We start from the raw sequence: 16,048 nt of genomic DNA, 5'->3' as shown, positions 1-16,048 counted from the left end.
CGCCAGCCCCGTGCCCGGACCTCGTCCTTCGACCCGCTCAGGAGGAGGTCCTCCGGCAGCGCCAGTCCAGTAGACCTCATGGTGAGCCTGTCGAACCACGAGGTCGTGCCACCGATCCAAGGAAGACTGCGATGACCAAACACCTCAACATCGGCATGGTCGGCTACGGCTTCATGGCCCGCGCCCATTCCCACGCCTGGGCATCCGTCGCCCACTTCTTCGAAACCGGCTACCGCCCGGTGCTCAAGGCCGTTGCCGCCCGCAATGAATCCAAGGTCCGGCGCTTTGCCGACATGTGGGGCTATGAGAGCGTAGAGACCGACTGGCGCGCCTTGGTCGAGCGCAAGGATATCGACGCCATCGATATCTGCGTGCCCAACGACATGCATGCCGAAATCGCCATCGCCGCCGCCAAGGCCGGCAAGATGGTGCTCAGCGAAAAGCCGCTGGCCCGCACCGAAGCCGAGGCCAAGCCCATGGTCGAGGCCGTCGAGGCGGCCGGCGTCGCGAATATGGTCTGGTACAACTACCGACGCATCCCCGCCGTCACCCTCATCCGCCAGATGGTCGCCGATGGCCGGCTGGGGAAAATCTTCCACTACCGTGCCCAGTTCCTGCAGGATTGGACCATCTCGCCCGACGTGCCCCAGGGCGGCGCTGCCACCTGGCGTCTCGATGTCGATGCGGCCGGCTCCGGCGTCACCGGCGATCTCCTCGCCCATTGCCTCGATACCGCCATCTGGATCAACGGCGACATCTCCTCGCTGACGGCAATGACCGAGACCTTCGTCAAGGAGCGCGTCCACGCCGACACCGGCAAACCGCAGCCCGTCGGCATTGACGATGCGGCCGCCGTCCTCGCCCGTTTCGCCAATGGCTCGCTCGGTACCTTCGAGTCCACCCGCTACGCCCGCGGCCACAAGGCCGGCTACACGCTCGAAATCAACGGCGAAAAAGGCTCGCTGAGCTGGGATCTGCACGATCTCAATCGCCTGCAATATTTCGATCATTCGGTCGAAGGCGCCCAGCGCGGCTGGACCAATATCCTCGTCACCGATGGCGAGCATCCCTATCTCGGCAACTGGTGGGTCCCCGGCCTCACCATCGGCTACGAGCATTCCTTCACCCATCAGGTTGCCGACTTCCTCGAAGGCCTGAAGACCGGCAAGCCCGCAGCCCCCACCTTCCGCGATGCGCTCGAAACCAACCGCATCTGCGACGCCATCCTTGCCTCCGGCAAATCCGGCCAATGGGTCGATCTTTAGGCGAACAGGAGCGGGAGCGGTCGTTCCAAGGAGCAAAACATGAAACTCGGCTTCAACCTGCTGCTGTGGACCAGCCACGTCACCGACGCGCATTGGCCCATCATCGAGCGCCTCAAGGCAACCGGATATGACGGCGTCGAAATCCCGCTGTTCGAGGGCGAAGTCAGCCACTACGAGGCGCTCGGCAAGCGTCTCGCCGCCGCCGGCATCGCCACCAGCGGCATCGGCGTCATGCCCGGCGATGGCAAATCCGCCGTCTCGTCCGACGCCGCCGAACGCGCCGCCGCGCTCGAACACCTCAAATGGCTGATCGATTGCACCGCGGCCATCGGGGGCGACATCTGCGCCGGCCCCTTCCACCAGCCATTGGGCGAATTCACCGGCGCCGGCCCGACCGAGGACGAACTCGCCTACTGCGCCGATGTCCATCGCGCCGCCGCAGAGCATGCCCGCCAATACGACATCACGCTCGCCGTCGAACCGCTCAACCGCTTCGAGTGCTACGTGCTCAACACCGCCACCCAGGCCGCCGATCTCGTCCGTCGCGTCGGCGCCGACAACTACGGCTATCTCTACGACACCTTCCATTTCAACATCGAGGAAAACGACATCGCGGGCGTCATCCCAAAAACCATCGCCGAGATCAGCCACGTCCACATTTCCGAAAACAATCGCGGCGTACCCGGCGCTGGTCACATCCAGTTCCAGCCGGTCTTCGACGCGTTGAAATCTGCCGGCTACGACGGCTGGCTCACCATCGAGGCCTTCGGCTCCGCCCTGCCGGATCTCGCTGCCGCCACCCGCATCTGGCGCCCGCTCTTTACCGATCCAACCGATGTCTACGAAAAGGGCTTTGCCCTCATGCGCGACGGCTGGGACAATGCCCGCGCCTGACGCACCGGCGCACAAGCGTGGCACCTGAAGGCGCACCGTCCGCGCTGCCCTTTCACATTCGGCCCTAATCCCTTAAACCCCCTCCCACGATACGGAGGAGATTGACGTTTATGGCCAAGACCACGCTGCTTTCGGGCTCTTACACCGGTGAAGGCCTCGCCGTGCTGACCCTCGACACCCAGACCGGTAGCCTCGAGCATCTGCGCAGCTTCCCCGAGACGCCCGATGCGTCCTGGGTCGTGTTCAATCCGGCGACCCGCACCGTCTACATCACCGACGAAATGGCCGGTCGCGTCGGCGCTTTCCGCCTCAGCGAAGATGCCACCGAACTCACCCCGCTCGGCTACCGCTCGACCGGCGCAAAATATCCCTGCTACCTGGCGCTGAGCCCTGACGGCAAGCACCTCGCCGTCGGCAATTACGGCGACGATTCCGTGCCCGTCTTCCCGCTCGCTGACGATGGTAGCCTCGGCGAGCCTCAGGTGCTGCATGGGACCCAGCCGGCCGAAACCGGCCATGCCCATTGGGCCCAGTGGACGCCCGAGGGCGACAGCCTGCATGTCGTCGATCTCGGCCATGATGAAGTGCGCGCCTATGCCTGGGACGCCGCCACCGCCAGCTTCGGTCCGCCCAAGACGGTCTACGGTGCGCCCAAGGGCGCCGGCCCCCGCCACCTGGCCTTCCATCCCAACGGCAAGCACGCCTATATCTTCACCGAATATGCCGAGACCCTCGCCGCCCTGCGCCGCGACCCCGATGGCGATCTGGTGGAGATCGAGACCCTTTCGGCTCTGCCGGTCAGCTTCAACGGCGAGTCGACGGGCGCCCATATCCAGCTCAATCCGGCCGGCACCGTCGCCTATGTCTCGAACCGCGGTCACAACTCGATTTCGGTCTTTGCCATCGCCGATGATGGCGGCATCTCGCTGCAGCAGGTCGTCGATTGCGGCGGCAACTGGCCGCGCTTCTTCCTGCTCATCGGCGACCACCTGATCGTCGCCAATCAGGAAAGCGAAGACCTGATCTGCTTCTCGGTGGATTCCGACGGCACGCTCAACCAGTCCGGCGCCCCGTTCCCGCTGCCCAAGCCCGTCTGCCTCCTGCCGATCTGACGCTGGACCGTCGTCACCGCGCCCTCATGGTGAGGTGAGCCTGTCGAACCATGGGGCGCGGCGCAGTCTGCTACGCCCGCTCCATCTTCGGCAACAGAACCGTCAGCAGTCCGGCAAACGGTAGGAACGAGCACAGCCAGAAGACGAACTGGATGCCGCGCACATCGGCCAGCGCGCCCAGCGCCGCCGCGGCAATGCCGCCTGCGCCGAAGGCGAAGCCGAAGAAGATCCCGGCGATCATCCCGATCCGCCCCGGCATGAGTTCCTGCGCGAACACCACGATCGCCGAGAAGGCGGACGAAAAGATCAGCCCGATCACCACGCTCAGCACCACCGTCCAGGTGAAGTCGGCATAGGGCAGGGCGAGCGTGAACGGCAGCACCCCCAGGATCGAAAACCAGATCACGAACTTCGGCCCGAACTTGTCGCCGATGGGCCCGCCGATGAACACCCCGAGCGCCGACGCCCCGAGATAGACGAACAGCAGCACCTGGCTGTCCTGCACGGCCACCCCGAACTTGTCGATCAGATAGAAGGTGTAATAGCTCGAAACGCTGGCCATATAGGTGTTCTTGGTCAGCGTCAGGACTGCGAGCACGGTGAGTGCAATCGCCGTGGTCCGCCGGTCAAAGAGCAGCGCAGTGCTCGCCGCCGGCCGGCCCGCGCTGGCCCGCCGGTGCGCCGCGTACCAGCCGCCGACCCGGGTCAGGATCACGATCCCCACCAGCGAACCCAGCGCAAACCAGCTGACGCTCGCCTGTCCGCGCGGCAGCACGACAAAGGCTGCCAGCAGCGGCCCGATCGCCGAGCCGAAATTGCCGCCCACCTGAAACAGCGATTGCGCAAAGCCGTGTCGCCCGCCCGAGGCGAGCCGCGCCACCCGGCTCGACTCCGGATGAAAGATCGCCGATCCCAGCCCCACGAAGGCCGAGCCGACCAGCAGCATCCAGTAGTCCTGCGCCAGCCCGAGAACGATCAGCCCGACAAGGCTGGAGCCCATCCCCACCGGCAGCGAATAGGGCATCGGCCGCTTGTCGGTATACATGCCGATGGCCGGCTGCAGCAGCGACGCCGTCACCTGAAAGGTGAAGGTCAACAGCCCGATCTGCACGAAATCCAGACCGTAATTGGCCTTGAGGATCGGATAGATCGCCGACAGCAGCGATTGCATGATGTCGTTGATCATGTGGCAGCTGGAGACCGCCAGGATCACCCACAGGGTGGTCTTGCTGGCCACGGCGGGCTGGGGCGCGCGCGTCGGCGCCGGGGCAAGTTCGGTCACGACAGATATCCGATGGAAAGGGCTAAACGCGGTCGGTCCAGCGCAAAGGCAGACGCTGACGCTAACATGTCAGTGCGGACGCCGCCAATATGCCCTTGGTTGCAGACCCGCCCGGGTTCTCAACACTTTGACCACCCGTTTGTCACTTCGTGCTACGCCGGCGTCGCAAACGGTTCTATGAGGTGGCTATGACAACCCTCATCCGCGTCGCGGCTGTCCTCGTAACGCTGCTCGTCGCCTTCCTCACCCTCGGGCCGGTCGGCATCCGGTCGCTTAGCCCAATCGATCCGGCCTACGACCGGGCGCTCGCCTTTGCGCTCATCGGTTTTCTCGGCACGCTCTCGGCGCCCCGCCGCCCCTGGCTCGCCCTGCTGCTCGTCATCGGCGTCATCGTCGGACTTGAACTGAGCCAGTATCTCTTCCCCGGCCGCCACGGCCGCCTCATCGATGGTGTCGAAAAGCTCGTCGGCGCCTTTGCCGGCGCCGCCTGCGCCTTCGTGATCCTCAGGCTCACCCGCCGCCGCACCTCCACCGCCGCCGAATAGCGCCTCGCCGCACGGCGCTCGCGGAACCCGCCCACCTGCCGTGATGTCTGCAGTGCTCTCCCCGTTGGGGAAGGGCCGCGCTTGCGCGTCTTAACGTCCAACCGCCCACCCCCCCTTGCACGTACTGCATCGGTGTGTTAGTGAACTATCACACTATCAAGGCAACACGGATGAACCAGTTCCATGACAACCAGCCCATCTTCGTGCAGATCACGGGGAGGTTGGTCGAGATGATCCTCTCCCGCACCGTCGGCGAGGGCGATCCACTCCCCTCGGTCCGCCAGATCGCCGCCGATCTGTCGGTCAACCCGCTCACCGTCACCCGCGCCTTCCAGGCGCTGGTCGATCTCGATGTCGTCGAGTCGAAACGCGGCATGGGCATGTTCGTGCGCGATGGCGCCCGGCAGCGTCTGCTCGAGCACGAGCGAACCCAGTTTCTTGAGGCCGAATGGCCCCGCATCCGCGCCCGCATGGCGGCGCTGGAAATCGATCCCGCAACTCTCTTCAACCAGGGCAGTGAAGATGAATGATCTGGCTCAACCCTCTGCTGCTCCGATCGTCTCGGCGCGCGGCCTCCGTAAGCACTTCGGCAAAACCGAAATTCTCCACGGCCTCGACTTCGACATCCCGCCGGGCCGCATCTACGGCCTCGTCGGCCACAACGGCGCCGGCAAGACCACCACGCTGAATGCCATCCTCGGGCTCACCAGCTACGAAGGCACGGTGCGCGTTCTCGGCGAGGACCCGTTCGAAAAACGCGCCCGACTGATGGAAAACGTCGCCTTCATTTCCGATGTCGCCAGCCTGCCGCGCTTCTTGCGGGTGCGCGAACTCTTCGCACTGCTCACCAACATCCATCCCAACTTCTCGGCCGAAAAAGCCCACGGCTTTCTCGAAGGCACCGACGTCAGGATGGATGCCAGGATCAAGAACCTCTCGAAGGGCATGATTGCCCAGCTCCATCTCGCGGTGGTCATGGCCATCGACGCGAAACTGCTGGTGCTCGACGAGCCGACGCTCGGTCTCGACATCACCTATCGCAAGCGGTTCTACCGGCGCCTGCTCGAAGACTACATGACCGAGGAGCGCACGCTGCTCATCACCACCCACCAGGTGGACGAGATCGAGTTCATGCTCTCTGACATCATGTTCATTCGCGATGGCGATCTGATCCTGCATATGCAGATGGAGACCGTCTCCACCCGCTACAGCCAGCTCATCGTCGATCCCGCCAATCTTGCCGCGGCCCAGGCCCTCGGACCCGTTTACGAGGAAACCCGCTTCGGCCAGACCGCCATGGTCTTCGATGGCGTCGATCGCGAACAGCTCGCCCCGCTCGGCCAGCTCTCTACGCCCACCCTCAGCGATCTCTTCGTCGCTCTCATGCAGCGCGGTGCAAAATGACCTCACTTCTTGCCATGCTGAAACGCGAATATATCGAGCATCGTGGCGCCTTCTTCTATGGGCCGCTGCTCGTCCTCGCGCTTATCCTGCTCATCATCATTTCCGGCCTCGCCTCCAACCGGCTCGAAATGCAGGCCGAACTGGGCCTTGTCTCATCTCTCACCCTGTTCGAAATCGGCTTTCTCGGCGCCGGCCTCCTGTGGTTCGCCTATCTGATGGTGACGCTGTTCTTTTACTACGCCGATGCCTTCTCGGCTGACCGGCGCAACAACGCCATGCTGTTCTGGAAATCCATGCCGCTTACCGACTTCAAGGTGCTCGGCTCCAAGATGCTGGCCGGCACGCTGGTCTTCCCGGCGCTCATCTTCGTCGCCTTTCTGGCGACCGGCGTGCTCGTCCTCCTCGGCATCGTCACCGCCAGCGCCATGCTGCCGGGTCTGATCGTCAGTAGCCCGGGCGGCTATCTTGGGGCCGCGGTGCAGGTCGTGCTGTTCCAGCTCGTTTATCTGTTCCTCGCCATGCTGTGGTACGCGCCCTTCTTCGCCTGGGTCGGCATGCTGTCCACCGCCTTCGGCCGCTGGGCCATTCCGCTGGCCTTGCTGGCGCCGGCCCTGCTCGGCCTCGCCGAAAAGCTGCTGCTCAACTTCGGCGGCTCGATGTTCGGCTATGTCGCCGATTATCTCGGCTGGCGCCTGCAGTTCGGCCTCGAGGAAGAGGCGGTCTTTGTGAAACTGGTCTCCGGCACCCGCTTCGACGCGGTTGAGATGCTCGGCCAGCTGGTCGCCAGCATCGACTTCGCCCAGCTCGCCGGCGGGCTCGCCGTCGCCGCGCTCTTTGTCTACGCCGGCAGCGAATACCGTCGCCGCAGCAACGCGACGTGAACACCGTCACCTGATCCTTCGGCGTTCGGGGATCGGTGACGTATCGGAGGGGGTGCGGGGGTGACTGGGACCCTGCGCCCCCTCTGTCATTTGCGGCGCACTGTTGCGCTGGGGTGAACGCTGTCTTCGTTTTGGCGCCCATTCAGCTTGCTCCGCTAAACGGCTATATCCGGTCCAACAGTTCACGACGCAGCCCGCCTGCCGGAGACGCCACCATGATCAGCCTCGAATCTCAGACCGAAGTCCGCTCGGACCCGCTTCTGCCCCTCACCACCCGGTTCGGTGCCGTACGCATCGCCGTCACCGATCGCGATCGTGCCCTCGCCATCTGGCGCGACACGGTGGGGCTCGAGCTGATCGGCGAAGATCCCGAGGCGCTGCATCTTGGTGTCGGCACCACCGAACTCATCACCCTCGAACTCGGCGCGGCCCGCCCCGTCGCCGAGCACACTCTGGGGCTCTACCACGTCGCCATTCACGTCCCCACCCGTGCCGATCTCGCCCAGATGGCCGTCCGCGCCCTGAAAAACCGCGTGCGCATCTCGCCCACCGATCATCTGGTCTCCGAGGCCATCTATCTATGGGACTATGACAACAACGGCATCGAGATCACCTTCGAAACGCCCGAGCGCGGCCGCATCGGCGGGCCGGAGGAGGGCGCCTATGCCGTCGCCCATGACGGCACCAGCCATTCCGGCCGCGAACCCATCGATCTCGACGACCTGCTGGGCGAACTCGGACCGGCCCCCGTGCTGCAACCCGCAATGCCCGCCGGCACCCGCATCGGCCACGTGCACCTGCATGTCACCGATCTCGAACAGGCCATGCACTATTATCGCGACGGCATCGGCTTCGGCGGGCTGTTCATCATGCGCCGCTTCGGCATGGGCGACACCGGGCTCGACTACATGCCCCACGCCCTGGCCTTCAACATCTGGGCCGGCCCCAGTGCCGCCCAGCCCCCGGCCGGTTCGGCGGGCTTGCGCTACCTGCAGATCGTCCTGCCCGATCAGGCGGCCCTCGACGCAGCCCGCACCCGGCTCCAATCCGTTGGCGCGCCCGTCACCGATACCAACGAAGGCCTCACCTCAAAGGACCCCGCCGGCAACGAAGTCAGGCTCACCGTCGCCTGATGGCTCGGCTGGTCCTCAGACCAGCTTCAGAAACCGGTCAACATCCTCTGGCGTCGTCGCCCAGCTCGTCACCAGTCGCACCAGCACCTCGCCTGCGGCCGGTGTCACCGTTTCCGATGGCCACTCATGTGCCGTGCCGCCCGCGGCGCGAACCGCATCCAGCGCCTCCGCCGAAATCACCGCGAACACCTCGTTCGCCGTGTTGTCCCATCCCAGCCGTGCCGTCTCGCGCTGGCGCAGGCCCGCGCGCAGCCGCTCGGCCATCGCATTGGCATGCCCGGCCCATGCCAGCCAGTTGCCGTCGCTCAGATAGGCTTCGAACTGCGCCGCGACGAACCGCGCCTTGGAGAACGTGTGTCCGGCCCGCTGCCGCCGCGCCATCACGTCGTGCAGCTTTTCGGGCGCAAACACCACCACCGCCTCGGCCGCCCAGCAGCCGTTCTTGGTGCCGCCAAAGCTCATGAAGTCCACCCCGGCACGCCAGGTCAGCTCGGCCGGTGTGGCACCGCTCGCGGCCACCGCATTGGCAAAGCGGGCGCCGTCGAGATGCACCGCCAGCCCGCGGGCCCGCGCCGGCGCGGTCAGCGCCGCCAATGCGTCCGGCCCATAGACCGTGCCGAGCTCCGTCGCATTGGTCAGGCTCAGCGCCACCAGCTGTCCGAGCCGATTGCCCTCGGGGTAGCGCGCCAGCATCGCCTCCAGTGCGTCGCCAAGCACCAGCCCATCGCGATGCGCCATCGGCATCAGCTTCATGCCGCCGCTGGCGTACTCCGTCGCACCCCATTCGTCATTGTGAATATGCGCCTCGGCCGAGCACAGCACCATGCCGCCCGGGCGGCTCACCGCCGAAAGCCCCAGCGCGTTCGATGCGGTGCCGGTCGGGGTGAACCACACCTCCACATCCCGCTCGAACACCTCGCAGAACATCCCGCGCACTTTTTCGGTCAGCGCGTCGCTGCCATAGCCCGGGGCAAAGCCCTCATTATGCCGGCCAAGCGCCGCCATCACCTCCGGCGTGGCGCCGGCCCAGTTATCGCTCGCAAAATTCAAGGCTGTAGATCCCCAGGCACATCAATCCCGTGCTCACTAGCACCGGCCAGACCCGCCCGTCACCCGTCCTCAGATCGCTGCGAGCAGGCGGCCGAACTCAGTCGTCGCCCTTCCAGCCAACGGCGCGCGGCGTCACATCCAGCGAGATCTCTTCCATGCCCAGCAGCCGTGCCACGACTTCGGGCGTATCCTTGACCACATGCATGCCGGATACCGTGTCGATCTTGGTGTCGCGCAGCCCCTTCACCACGGCCACCACGTGTTCGGGGTTGATGTAAATGATCCCGTCGGGCGTATCGAGCTTCACCAGCCGCATTGCAAATATCCTGTCCTGTTCCACCGGCGACAACATCTGCGGCCCGCCGGACGTGACATTCCTACGCGCGGATGTGAAAAGAAGAGTGAAAATCAAAGCCCAGGGAGACCGAACATGCTGACATCCCCCGAGGATGTGCTGAACTTCTGGTTCGTCGAACATGGCGAGGAAGACTGGTTCGGCGGTAAACCCGAATTCGATGCCGCGCTGGCAGAGCGTTTTACCGAAACCCATGCTGCCGTCGCGGCGGGCGAGGCCGCGCACTGGCGCGCCACCCCCGATGGGCGCCTCGCCGAAATTCTCGTGCTCGATCAGTTCTCGCGCCAGCTGTTCCGTGACGAGGCCAAGGCTTTCGCCACCGATCCCATGGCGCTCGACCTGGCCCGCGCTGCCGTCGCGGTCGAAGACGATCACCTGCTCGAGCCGCGCCGCCGCATGTTCTGTTACATGCCCTACATGCACTCCGAGAGCCTCGAGGTGCATAACACCGAGTCCATCCCGCTCTTCACCGAGCTGGGCGACGAAAACGCCCTGAAGTTCGAGATCGCCCACCGCGATCTCCTCGCCCGCTTCGGCCGCTACCCCAAGCGCAACGAGGCCCTCGGCCGCGAGTCGACCCCCGAAGAGCAGGCCTACATCGAAGACAGCGACGGAATGTTCTGAGGGCGCAGACGGCGCGATCTGGAATTGAATATGCAACGAGGATCCGCTGCAGATGAACGCGAAGTAGTCGAGAAGAACCGCATTGTTACCGCTGTTGTCGCGGTGCTGTGGGTTGGTGTGCTGGTCTTTTCGCTGACAACTTGCGCGTTCAACCGGGCAGAGATGATGGCTCTGTTGCGCCGCACCCCAGAGCACCAGTGCCTCGTGAGGACGGGGTGGCACAACCCTCACATCGTATGGGCCGGCATTCGCCATCTGCGGCCCAAACTGGTGTATCTTGTCGACGAGGCAGCACCAAGTGCAACGCTGAAGGAGCGGCAGGGCTCGGATTGCATCGCGGGGGGCGATGAAATCACCTATATTTTGCTGCCAACAACAGCCGCTGGCGATAAGCGCCTCGTTCCAGTACCAGGTAGTCGTGTGGAGACAGGTAACCGTGGACTTGACAAGTGGGTCGACGTCCTCAGCCAAGATCGACAGGTTCGCTATCGAAACGATGGGCAGGGCTACCGCCTGTTGCCACCCGACAAACAGTCTCGTTGAAGTCTCTCTTTGCGACATTGAGCACCAGAACGTTCCTCCTCGAAAAAGCAACTCGGAGGGCGTCTCTCGCTACGTTTGCCGAGCAACGGAGTGTTCTTGGCGGCGACGCATCGCGGCCACAACCGGGCTTATCGCCGTCCATAGACCCCGCTATACGCTCCAGCGTCGCGCTGACAGCGACCACGTCCGCCCCGAAGCCCCCATTGCAGCGTGGGTCTTCCGTCAGGAGCTCAATCGGCGCGGTCCGTGCGCCGCAACTGCGCGGTCAGGTCGAGGCCCTGTCTGCCGCCCATTCTGGCAACGGAAAAATCCGGTCATAGGCCAGGTTGAAGACAAAGGCATAGCCCATGTAGAACAGGGCAAACGACGCATCCATGACGAAGGCCGTCCACAGCGACACGCCCAGATACCAGGCGATGAACGGCATCAGGGCCGCCAGCAAACCGGCCTCGAACAGAATGGCATGCACAATGCGGACCGGAAGGGACTTCTCGGTGGTCCCGGCGCGGCGCTGCAGCACGCGATCGAAAAGGTAATTGAAGACGAAATTCCACACCGTCGCGATCGTCGCGCTGACCAGCCCGACGACGCCGATGTCGTGCATCGGCACGTGAAAGGCCCATGCCCCCAGGGGCGTGATCAGGGCGAGCCCCACAAGTTCAAAGCTGATGGCGTGGCGGATACGGTCACCGAGTGAGCGCATGACGGACCTCGAAAATGCCCGGGTCGTCCCGGCGAACAGAACCCATCAAAGGGGAGGTCGTCCTCTAACGCCGCTGAGATAGGCAAAAGATACAAGGAATTCAATCTGTCCTGAGCCGGCAGGACCACCGGCGAGCCGACCGGAGGTCGTTCTCGAAAACAGAACCGGACCGCAGGCATCCCGCGGCCCGGCTCTCAGACATAAGCTCAGCGCGAGTTACGCGGCGCTGGCCACAACGCGGGGCCGCGACGCGCTTCCACCCTGTGCGGCAAGCTTGAAGACCGAGACGACATCGTCGAGTTCGCTCGTCTGCGCTTCGGTCTGTTCGATCGCCGCATTGGTCTCCTCGACCAGGGCCGCATTATGCTGCGTCGCCTCATCGAGCTGACGCACCGCCACGTTGACCTCGTCGATCGAGGAGGCCTGCATCCTCGATTCCGTGGCGATCTCGCGCATCAGCGTGGAGTTTTCTTCCACCGCCTTGAGCATCGCCTGCAGCTTGGTCGCCGCATCGGCCACCAGCCGCGTGCCATTGCCGACTTCCTTGGCGCTTTGCTCGATCAGCTCTTTGACCTCGGACGAGGCTTCAGCGGCCGACTGTGCGAGGCGCCTGACCTCGATCGCGACGACGGCGAAGCCCTTGCCCGCCTCGCCGGCACGCGCCGCCTCAACCGAAGCGTTCAGCGCCAGCAGGTTGGTCTGAAAGGCGATATCGTCGATCATGCCGATGATGTTCGAGATCTTTTCCGAAGACCGCGAGATCTGGCCCATCGCGCCATTTGCCTGTGTCATCACCGCGCCGCCTTCTTCGGCCATATGCGCGGCGTGCGCGGCTTTCTCGGTCGCAGCCTCGGCCTTGGCGGCGTTCTGCACCACCGTGGTGGCAAGCTGTTCCATGGTAGCGCTGGTCTCTTCGATCGCCGCCGCCTGATGGGTGGTGCGCTCGCTCAGGTCATTTGCACCGGCCAGGATCTCGCCGGTCGCAATGCGCAGCGATCCCGAAGTTTCGCGCAACCGGCCGATGATCTCGGTCAGCTTTTCCGCGACGGCATTGGTGTTTTCCTTCAGCTCATGGAAGGCGCCGCTATAGTCGCCGCTCACCCGGTGGCTGAGATTGGCGTCGGCCAGTGCCGCCAGCACCTGGCCGGTCTCGCCGAGGCCACGATCGACCGTCGAGACCAGCTGGTTCACCGACTGTCCGAGCGCGTTGAGCTCGGGGTCGGGGAATTCCGTCGTCACGCGGTTGGAAAAGTCCCCCGCAACCGCGGCATCTACCACGCGACCGAACGCGCCCTGCAACTCCGCCATCATCTCGGCGCGCTCCCGGGCGGTGCGGGCAAGCCGTTCGGCCTCAGCCTCGCTCAGGTCCCGCACCTTGACCGCATTCTCCTTGAACACTTGAACGCTCTGCGCCATGGCGCCGATTTCATCGCGGCGGTTGGCGCCGGAAATCGTCACGTCCACACTACCGCTGGCCAGCGTGTTCATGGTCGCCGAGAGCTTCTTGATCGGGTTGTTCACGATGAACTGCGAGGACAGCCACACCGCTAGCAGCGTGCCTGCGAGGATCAGCACGCCACCGATCACGGTGAACAGCGTCTGCAACATGATGGGGCCGGAAATCACCGCTGCCGGCACGTCGAGCACCGCCGCCCAGTTCGAGTTCATCCCGGGCGCGCTGAACGGATAGACCAGCCGCAGCCCGCCATCGGGCATGTCACTGATGATCTTCATCTCGCCGTCGGCCAGCGCCTGCTGCACCAGCTCGGCGCCCTTGTCCGCATAGGGGGTCATCAACAGCGACCGGTCCGGGTTGGACGCCCATGCGCCGGTGCTGGTCACCAGCATCACCCGGCCACCCTCGAAGGGGCGCAGCTCCGAAATCATCGCTTCGATATCGTCGATCGTGAGGTCGACGCCCGCAATGCCGACGATCTCGCCATCCATGCGCACCGGCAGCGCCACCGACATGATGAGCTGGTCGCCGTTGCTCAGATAGGGCGAGGTGACGATGGGCCCGTCCGCAGCAAGCGGGGCAGTGTAGTACTCGCTTTCCGGGTCGATTTCCCAGGTCGAGAACCCCATCTCGCCTTCCGCATCCTTGGTCCAGTAGGCGGCGAACACACCCTGTTCGTTTCGGCCCGCCTGTCCGAGGATCGGGCGCGGCGAACCTGGCGGCAGCAGCTCTTCCATCCACGAACCAAACATGTTCGGGTAGTGCGGTGCCACGTTCTGCAACATGGCGATGATGTCGCGGCCGCGGGCATTGCCTTGCGCCAGATAGCCCTCGATCGTCGCGGTCACGGTCTTGCCGGCAGAGGTGGCCTCCGCCATCTGCGCCACAACCTTCTGGGCGGCCAGTCCAGCCTTTGCCTCGGCCAGTTCGAGCACATTGCGCTCCGTCTGGTCGCGGGCATTCAGCGTATTTGCGATGGTGAAAGCGATGAGAACAGCGGAAATCGTCAGACCGGCTGACAACAGCAGCTTGCCTGAAACGGAATGAAAGATGCGCTTCATGTCTTGGGTCCTGGAGCGAGGCGGGAGAAAAACCTCGCTCCGACCGATAAATTCTCAGCTCTAAGATAACGATAACATTCCGCTCAGTAGAGGAGCCGTACGCGGTATGGTGATTCTGCGTAGTTGGTCCGCCCGTGCGCCGCAAAAGCCCCGGATCCGCGGCGTCACCGCCCGTACGAGGATCAGCCGATCGCAGCCGCCAACCCGCCGCGCGTCAGATATGCGCCTGTTGCAGACCTGCTGCGCAGCGCCGCAAGCCACCTCGCGGCTCAGTATCCCGTAAACGCCTCCACCCGGATGTCGCGGCGTGTCACGCCCGAGCTCAGCAGCATCGTCTCCATGTCCTCCACCATGGCCGGCGGGCCGGCGACGTAATAAACCGCGTCGACATCCTGGCCCACATGCCGGGCCAGAAGCGCCGGGCTGACCCGGCCCTGCGCCCAGCCATCGGGCACGGTGCCGTCTCCGCTGATCGTGGGCACGAACGAAAAGCGCGGATGACGCTTGGCAAGCGCGGTCAGCTCGTCGGCAAACGCCGCCTGGGTAGCGCTGCTGACGCTATAGAACAGCGCCAGCTCTTGCGCACGTCCGCGCGCCAAGGCGTCCCGAACCATGCTGCGAAAGGGCGTGATGCCGATCCCGCCCGCCAGCAGGATAGCCGGACGGTCCGGGGCCAGGGTCAAGTCGCCGTAGGGCCCCTCCAGCTCCACCTCCGCGCCGATGGGCAAGGTCGCGAGGCTTCGCTTGAAGGCGCTGCCTCCGAGGCGCGTCGTGATCTCCAGCGTACTCTCGTTCGGCGCACCAGAGAGCGAAAACACCCTCATCCGGCCTCTGGCATCGGCCTCCGCCAGCCGCAGCAGCGTCAGATAGGCGGCTTGTCCGGCGGTGAACTCAAACCCAGGAGGGCGCTCGAAACGGAAGCTGCTGATGCCATCGGCCCGGTCCTCCCGGGCGACCAAAGCGCTCCGATGTGTCCGGCCGGGTTTCAGCAGGCTGCCGCGCCGCCAGCGCGTCAGGCGCAACCCGTCCCGCAGGCTCAGGCCAAGCAGCGTCAGATTGATCGCGCCTGCCACCAGTTCCAGCGCCTGGACGCCATAGAACCAGACGTCGAACGTGCCGGCGCTGGCCCGCGCTGCGAGGAAAAAGGCCGAGGGCATGAGCACCAACAGCCCGTTGGCCGCGATGAAGGGCATGCGCAACAGTTTCGCGCCGACGCGCCCGCTGCGATCGCCTCTGGACCAGAGCAGCCCGGACCCGCCCACCGCTGCGAGGCTGGGGACGAGGATGAGGAATCCCCACGGCAGCATGGTTTTCACCGCGACGACGGCCGCCTGCGACCCCGACAGTTCACTGATGACGGTCGAGAGCCAGAAAATGGCGATGGTCAGGATCGCCAGCCCGCCGGCGATCGGGTGAACGAGCTTTATCATGGCTTTGGCTCCCGGGTTGCGGTATTGTCACCTAGCACCACAATTGACATCATAGTGTCAAGTTAGAAAGATGATGACAAATGACGGCACCCGTCGACCCGCAGGCGAAAGCGGCGTCCTTGACCGATCTGATCCTGACGATGTTTCGCACCAACAACCTGATGCTGGCCTGGGGAGATCGCCTGGTTGCGCCCCTAGGTCTCACCAGCGCTCGCTGGCAGATCCTCGGCGCCATTGCGCTGGCCGACCGCCCGCAACCCGTGGCCTGGCTGGCGCGCGACATGGGCGCCAACCGCCAGAACGTGCAGCG

16 protein-coding genes and 1 pseudogene are annotated in these 16,048 nt (G+C 64.6%); 11 read left to right on the top strand and 6 right to left on the bottom strand.

Annotation, left to right across the window (positions count from 1 at the left end):
* Positions 1 to 131 precede the first annotated feature (131 nt).
* The 3 genes from ACN0TK_RS15945 (at position 132) to ACN0TK_RS15935 (ending at position 3,271) form a co-directional block, all read left to right on the top strand.
* Positions 132 to 1,265: a Gfo/Idh/MocA family protein gene (locus ACN0TK_RS15945; protein ID WP_417310519.1), complete on the top strand. Its 1,134-nt coding sequence runs from the start codon at positions 132 to 134 to the stop codon at positions 1,263 to 1,265.
* A gap of 39 nt (positions 1,266 to 1,304) precedes the next feature.
* Positions 1,305 to 2,159, top strand: coding sequence for a sugar phosphate isomerase/epimerase family protein (locus tag ACN0TK_RS15940; RefSeq protein ID WP_417310518.1), 855 nt, complete (start codon positions 1,305 to 1,307; stop codon positions 2,157 to 2,159).
* Positions 2,160 to 2,269: 110 nt separating this feature from the next.
* On the top strand, positions 2,270 to 3,271 hold the full coding sequence (locus ACN0TK_RS15935; protein WP_417310517.1) for a lactonase family protein: 1,002 nt from the start codon (positions 2,270 to 2,272) through the stop codon (positions 3,269 to 3,271).
* A gap of 70 nt (positions 3,272 to 3,341) precedes the next feature.
* Here ACN0TK_RS15935 and ACN0TK_RS15930 read toward each other — a convergent pair whose 3' ends face one another.
* Positions 3,342 to 4,562, bottom strand: coding sequence for an MFS transporter (locus ACN0TK_RS15930; RefSeq protein ID WP_417310556.1), 1,221 nt, complete (start codon positions 4,560 to 4,562; stop codon positions 3,342 to 3,344).
* 179 nt (positions 4,563 to 4,741) lie between these two features.
* Between ACN0TK_RS15930 and ACN0TK_RS15925 the strand changes: the two genes are divergently transcribed.
* The 5 genes from ACN0TK_RS15925 (at position 4,742) to ACN0TK_RS15905 (ending at position 8,516) form a co-directional block, all read left to right on the top strand.
* The gene (locus ACN0TK_RS15925) at positions 4,742 to 5,098 is read left to right on the top strand and encodes a hypothetical protein (RefSeq protein WP_417310516.1); all 357 of its coding nucleotides are present in this window, start codon (positions 4,742 to 4,744) and stop codon (positions 5,096 to 5,098) included.
* A gap of 170 nt (positions 5,099 to 5,268) precedes the next feature.
* A complete protein-coding gene (locus tag ACN0TK_RS15920) occupies positions 5,269 to 5,628 on the top strand; it encodes a GntR family transcriptional regulator (protein WP_417310515.1) in 360 nt (119 codons plus the stop codon).
* Entirely contained in the window at positions 5,621 to 6,502 is an 882-nt protein-coding gene (locus tag ACN0TK_RS15915; RefSeq protein ID WP_417310514.1) for an ABC transporter ATP-binding protein, read from the top strand. The genes ACN0TK_RS15920 and ACN0TK_RS15915 overlap by 8 nt, the downstream gene beginning before the upstream one ends.
* The gene (locus ACN0TK_RS15910) at positions 6,499 to 7,383 is read left to right on the top strand and encodes a hypothetical protein (RefSeq protein ID WP_417310513.1); all 885 of its coding nucleotides are present in this window, start codon (positions 6,499 to 6,501) and stop codon (positions 7,381 to 7,383) included. Before ACN0TK_RS15915 ends, ACN0TK_RS15910 begins: the two co-directional genes overlap by 4 nt.
* 215 nt (positions 7,384 to 7,598) lie before the next feature.
* On the top strand, positions 7,599 to 8,516 hold the full coding sequence (locus ACN0TK_RS15905) for a VOC family protein (RefSeq protein WP_417310512.1): 918 nt from the start codon (positions 7,599 to 7,601) through the stop codon (positions 8,514 to 8,516).
* 15 nt (positions 8,517 to 8,531) lie between these two features.
* On the opposite strand, the gene ACN0TK_RS15900 is transcribed toward ACN0TK_RS15905, so the two are convergent.
* On the bottom strand, positions 8,532 to 9,566 hold the full coding sequence (locus ACN0TK_RS15900) for a threonine aldolase family protein (RefSeq protein WP_417310511.1): 1,035 nt from the start codon (positions 9,564 to 9,566) through the stop codon (positions 8,532 to 8,534).
* A 97-nt stretch (positions 9,567 to 9,663) separates the two neighbouring features.
* Positions 9,664 to 9,882 (bottom strand): hypothetical protein, encoded by a 219-nt coding sequence (locus tag ACN0TK_RS15895; RefSeq protein WP_417310510.1) that lies wholly within the window; start codon positions 9,880 to 9,882, stop codon positions 9,664 to 9,666.
* A 114-nt stretch (positions 9,883 to 9,996) separates the two neighbouring features.
* Between ACN0TK_RS15895 and ACN0TK_RS15890 the strand changes: the two genes are divergently transcribed.
* The gene (locus ACN0TK_RS15890; protein WP_417310509.1) at positions 9,997 to 10,545 is read left to right on the top strand and encodes a DUF924 family protein; all 549 of its coding nucleotides are present in this window, start codon (positions 9,997 to 9,999) and stop codon (positions 10,543 to 10,545) included.
* A 30-nt stretch (positions 10,546 to 10,575) separates the two neighbouring features.
* Complete coding sequence (locus ACN0TK_RS15885; RefSeq protein ID WP_417310508.1) at positions 10,576 to 11,088, top strand: hypothetical protein; 513 nt, start codon at positions 10,576 to 10,578, stop codon at positions 11,086 to 11,088.
* A 265-nt stretch (positions 11,089 to 11,353) separates the two neighbouring features.
* On the opposite strand, the gene ACN0TK_RS15880 is transcribed toward ACN0TK_RS15885, so the two are convergent.
* The 3 genes from ACN0TK_RS15880 to ACN0TK_RS15870 all read right to left on the bottom strand — a co-directional run bounded on the left by ACN0TK_RS15880 (position 11,354) and on the right by ACN0TK_RS15870 (position 15,738).
* Positions 11,354 to 11,791 carry a PACE efflux transporter gene (locus ACN0TK_RS15880; RefSeq protein ID WP_417310507.1) on the bottom strand — a complete coding sequence of 146 codons (438 nt, stop codon included), beginning with the start codon at positions 11,789 to 11,791 and terminating at the stop codon, positions 11,354 to 11,356.
* A gap of 216 nt (positions 11,792 to 12,007) precedes the next feature.
* Positions 12,008 to 14,308 carry a methyl-accepting chemotaxis protein gene (locus ACN0TK_RS15875; protein ID WP_417310506.1) on the bottom strand — a complete coding sequence of 767 codons (2,301 nt, stop codon included), beginning with the start codon at positions 14,306 to 14,308 and terminating at the stop codon, positions 12,008 to 12,010.
* A gap of 269 nt (positions 14,309 to 14,577) precedes the next feature.
* Positions 14,578 to 15,738 (bottom strand): ferredoxin--NADP reductase, encoded by a 1,161-nt coding sequence (locus ACN0TK_RS15870; RefSeq protein WP_417310505.1) that lies wholly within the window; start codon positions 15,736 to 15,738, stop codon positions 14,578 to 14,580.
* A gap of 80 nt (positions 15,739 to 15,818) precedes the next feature.
* Between ACN0TK_RS15870 and ACN0TK_RS15865 the strand changes: the two are divergent.
* A pseudogene (locus ACN0TK_RS15865) lies at positions 15,819 to 16,048 on the top strand (MarR family transcriptional regulator); the annotation flags it as partial.

It is taken from the genome of Devosia sp. (assembly GCF_048261455.1).
Classification (GTDB): domain Bacteria; phylum Pseudomonadota; class Alphaproteobacteria; order Rhizobiales; family Devosiaceae; genus Devosia_A.
Note: the sequence above shows the minus strand (reverse complement) of the source record. Positions and strands in the feature narration are given on the sequence as shown.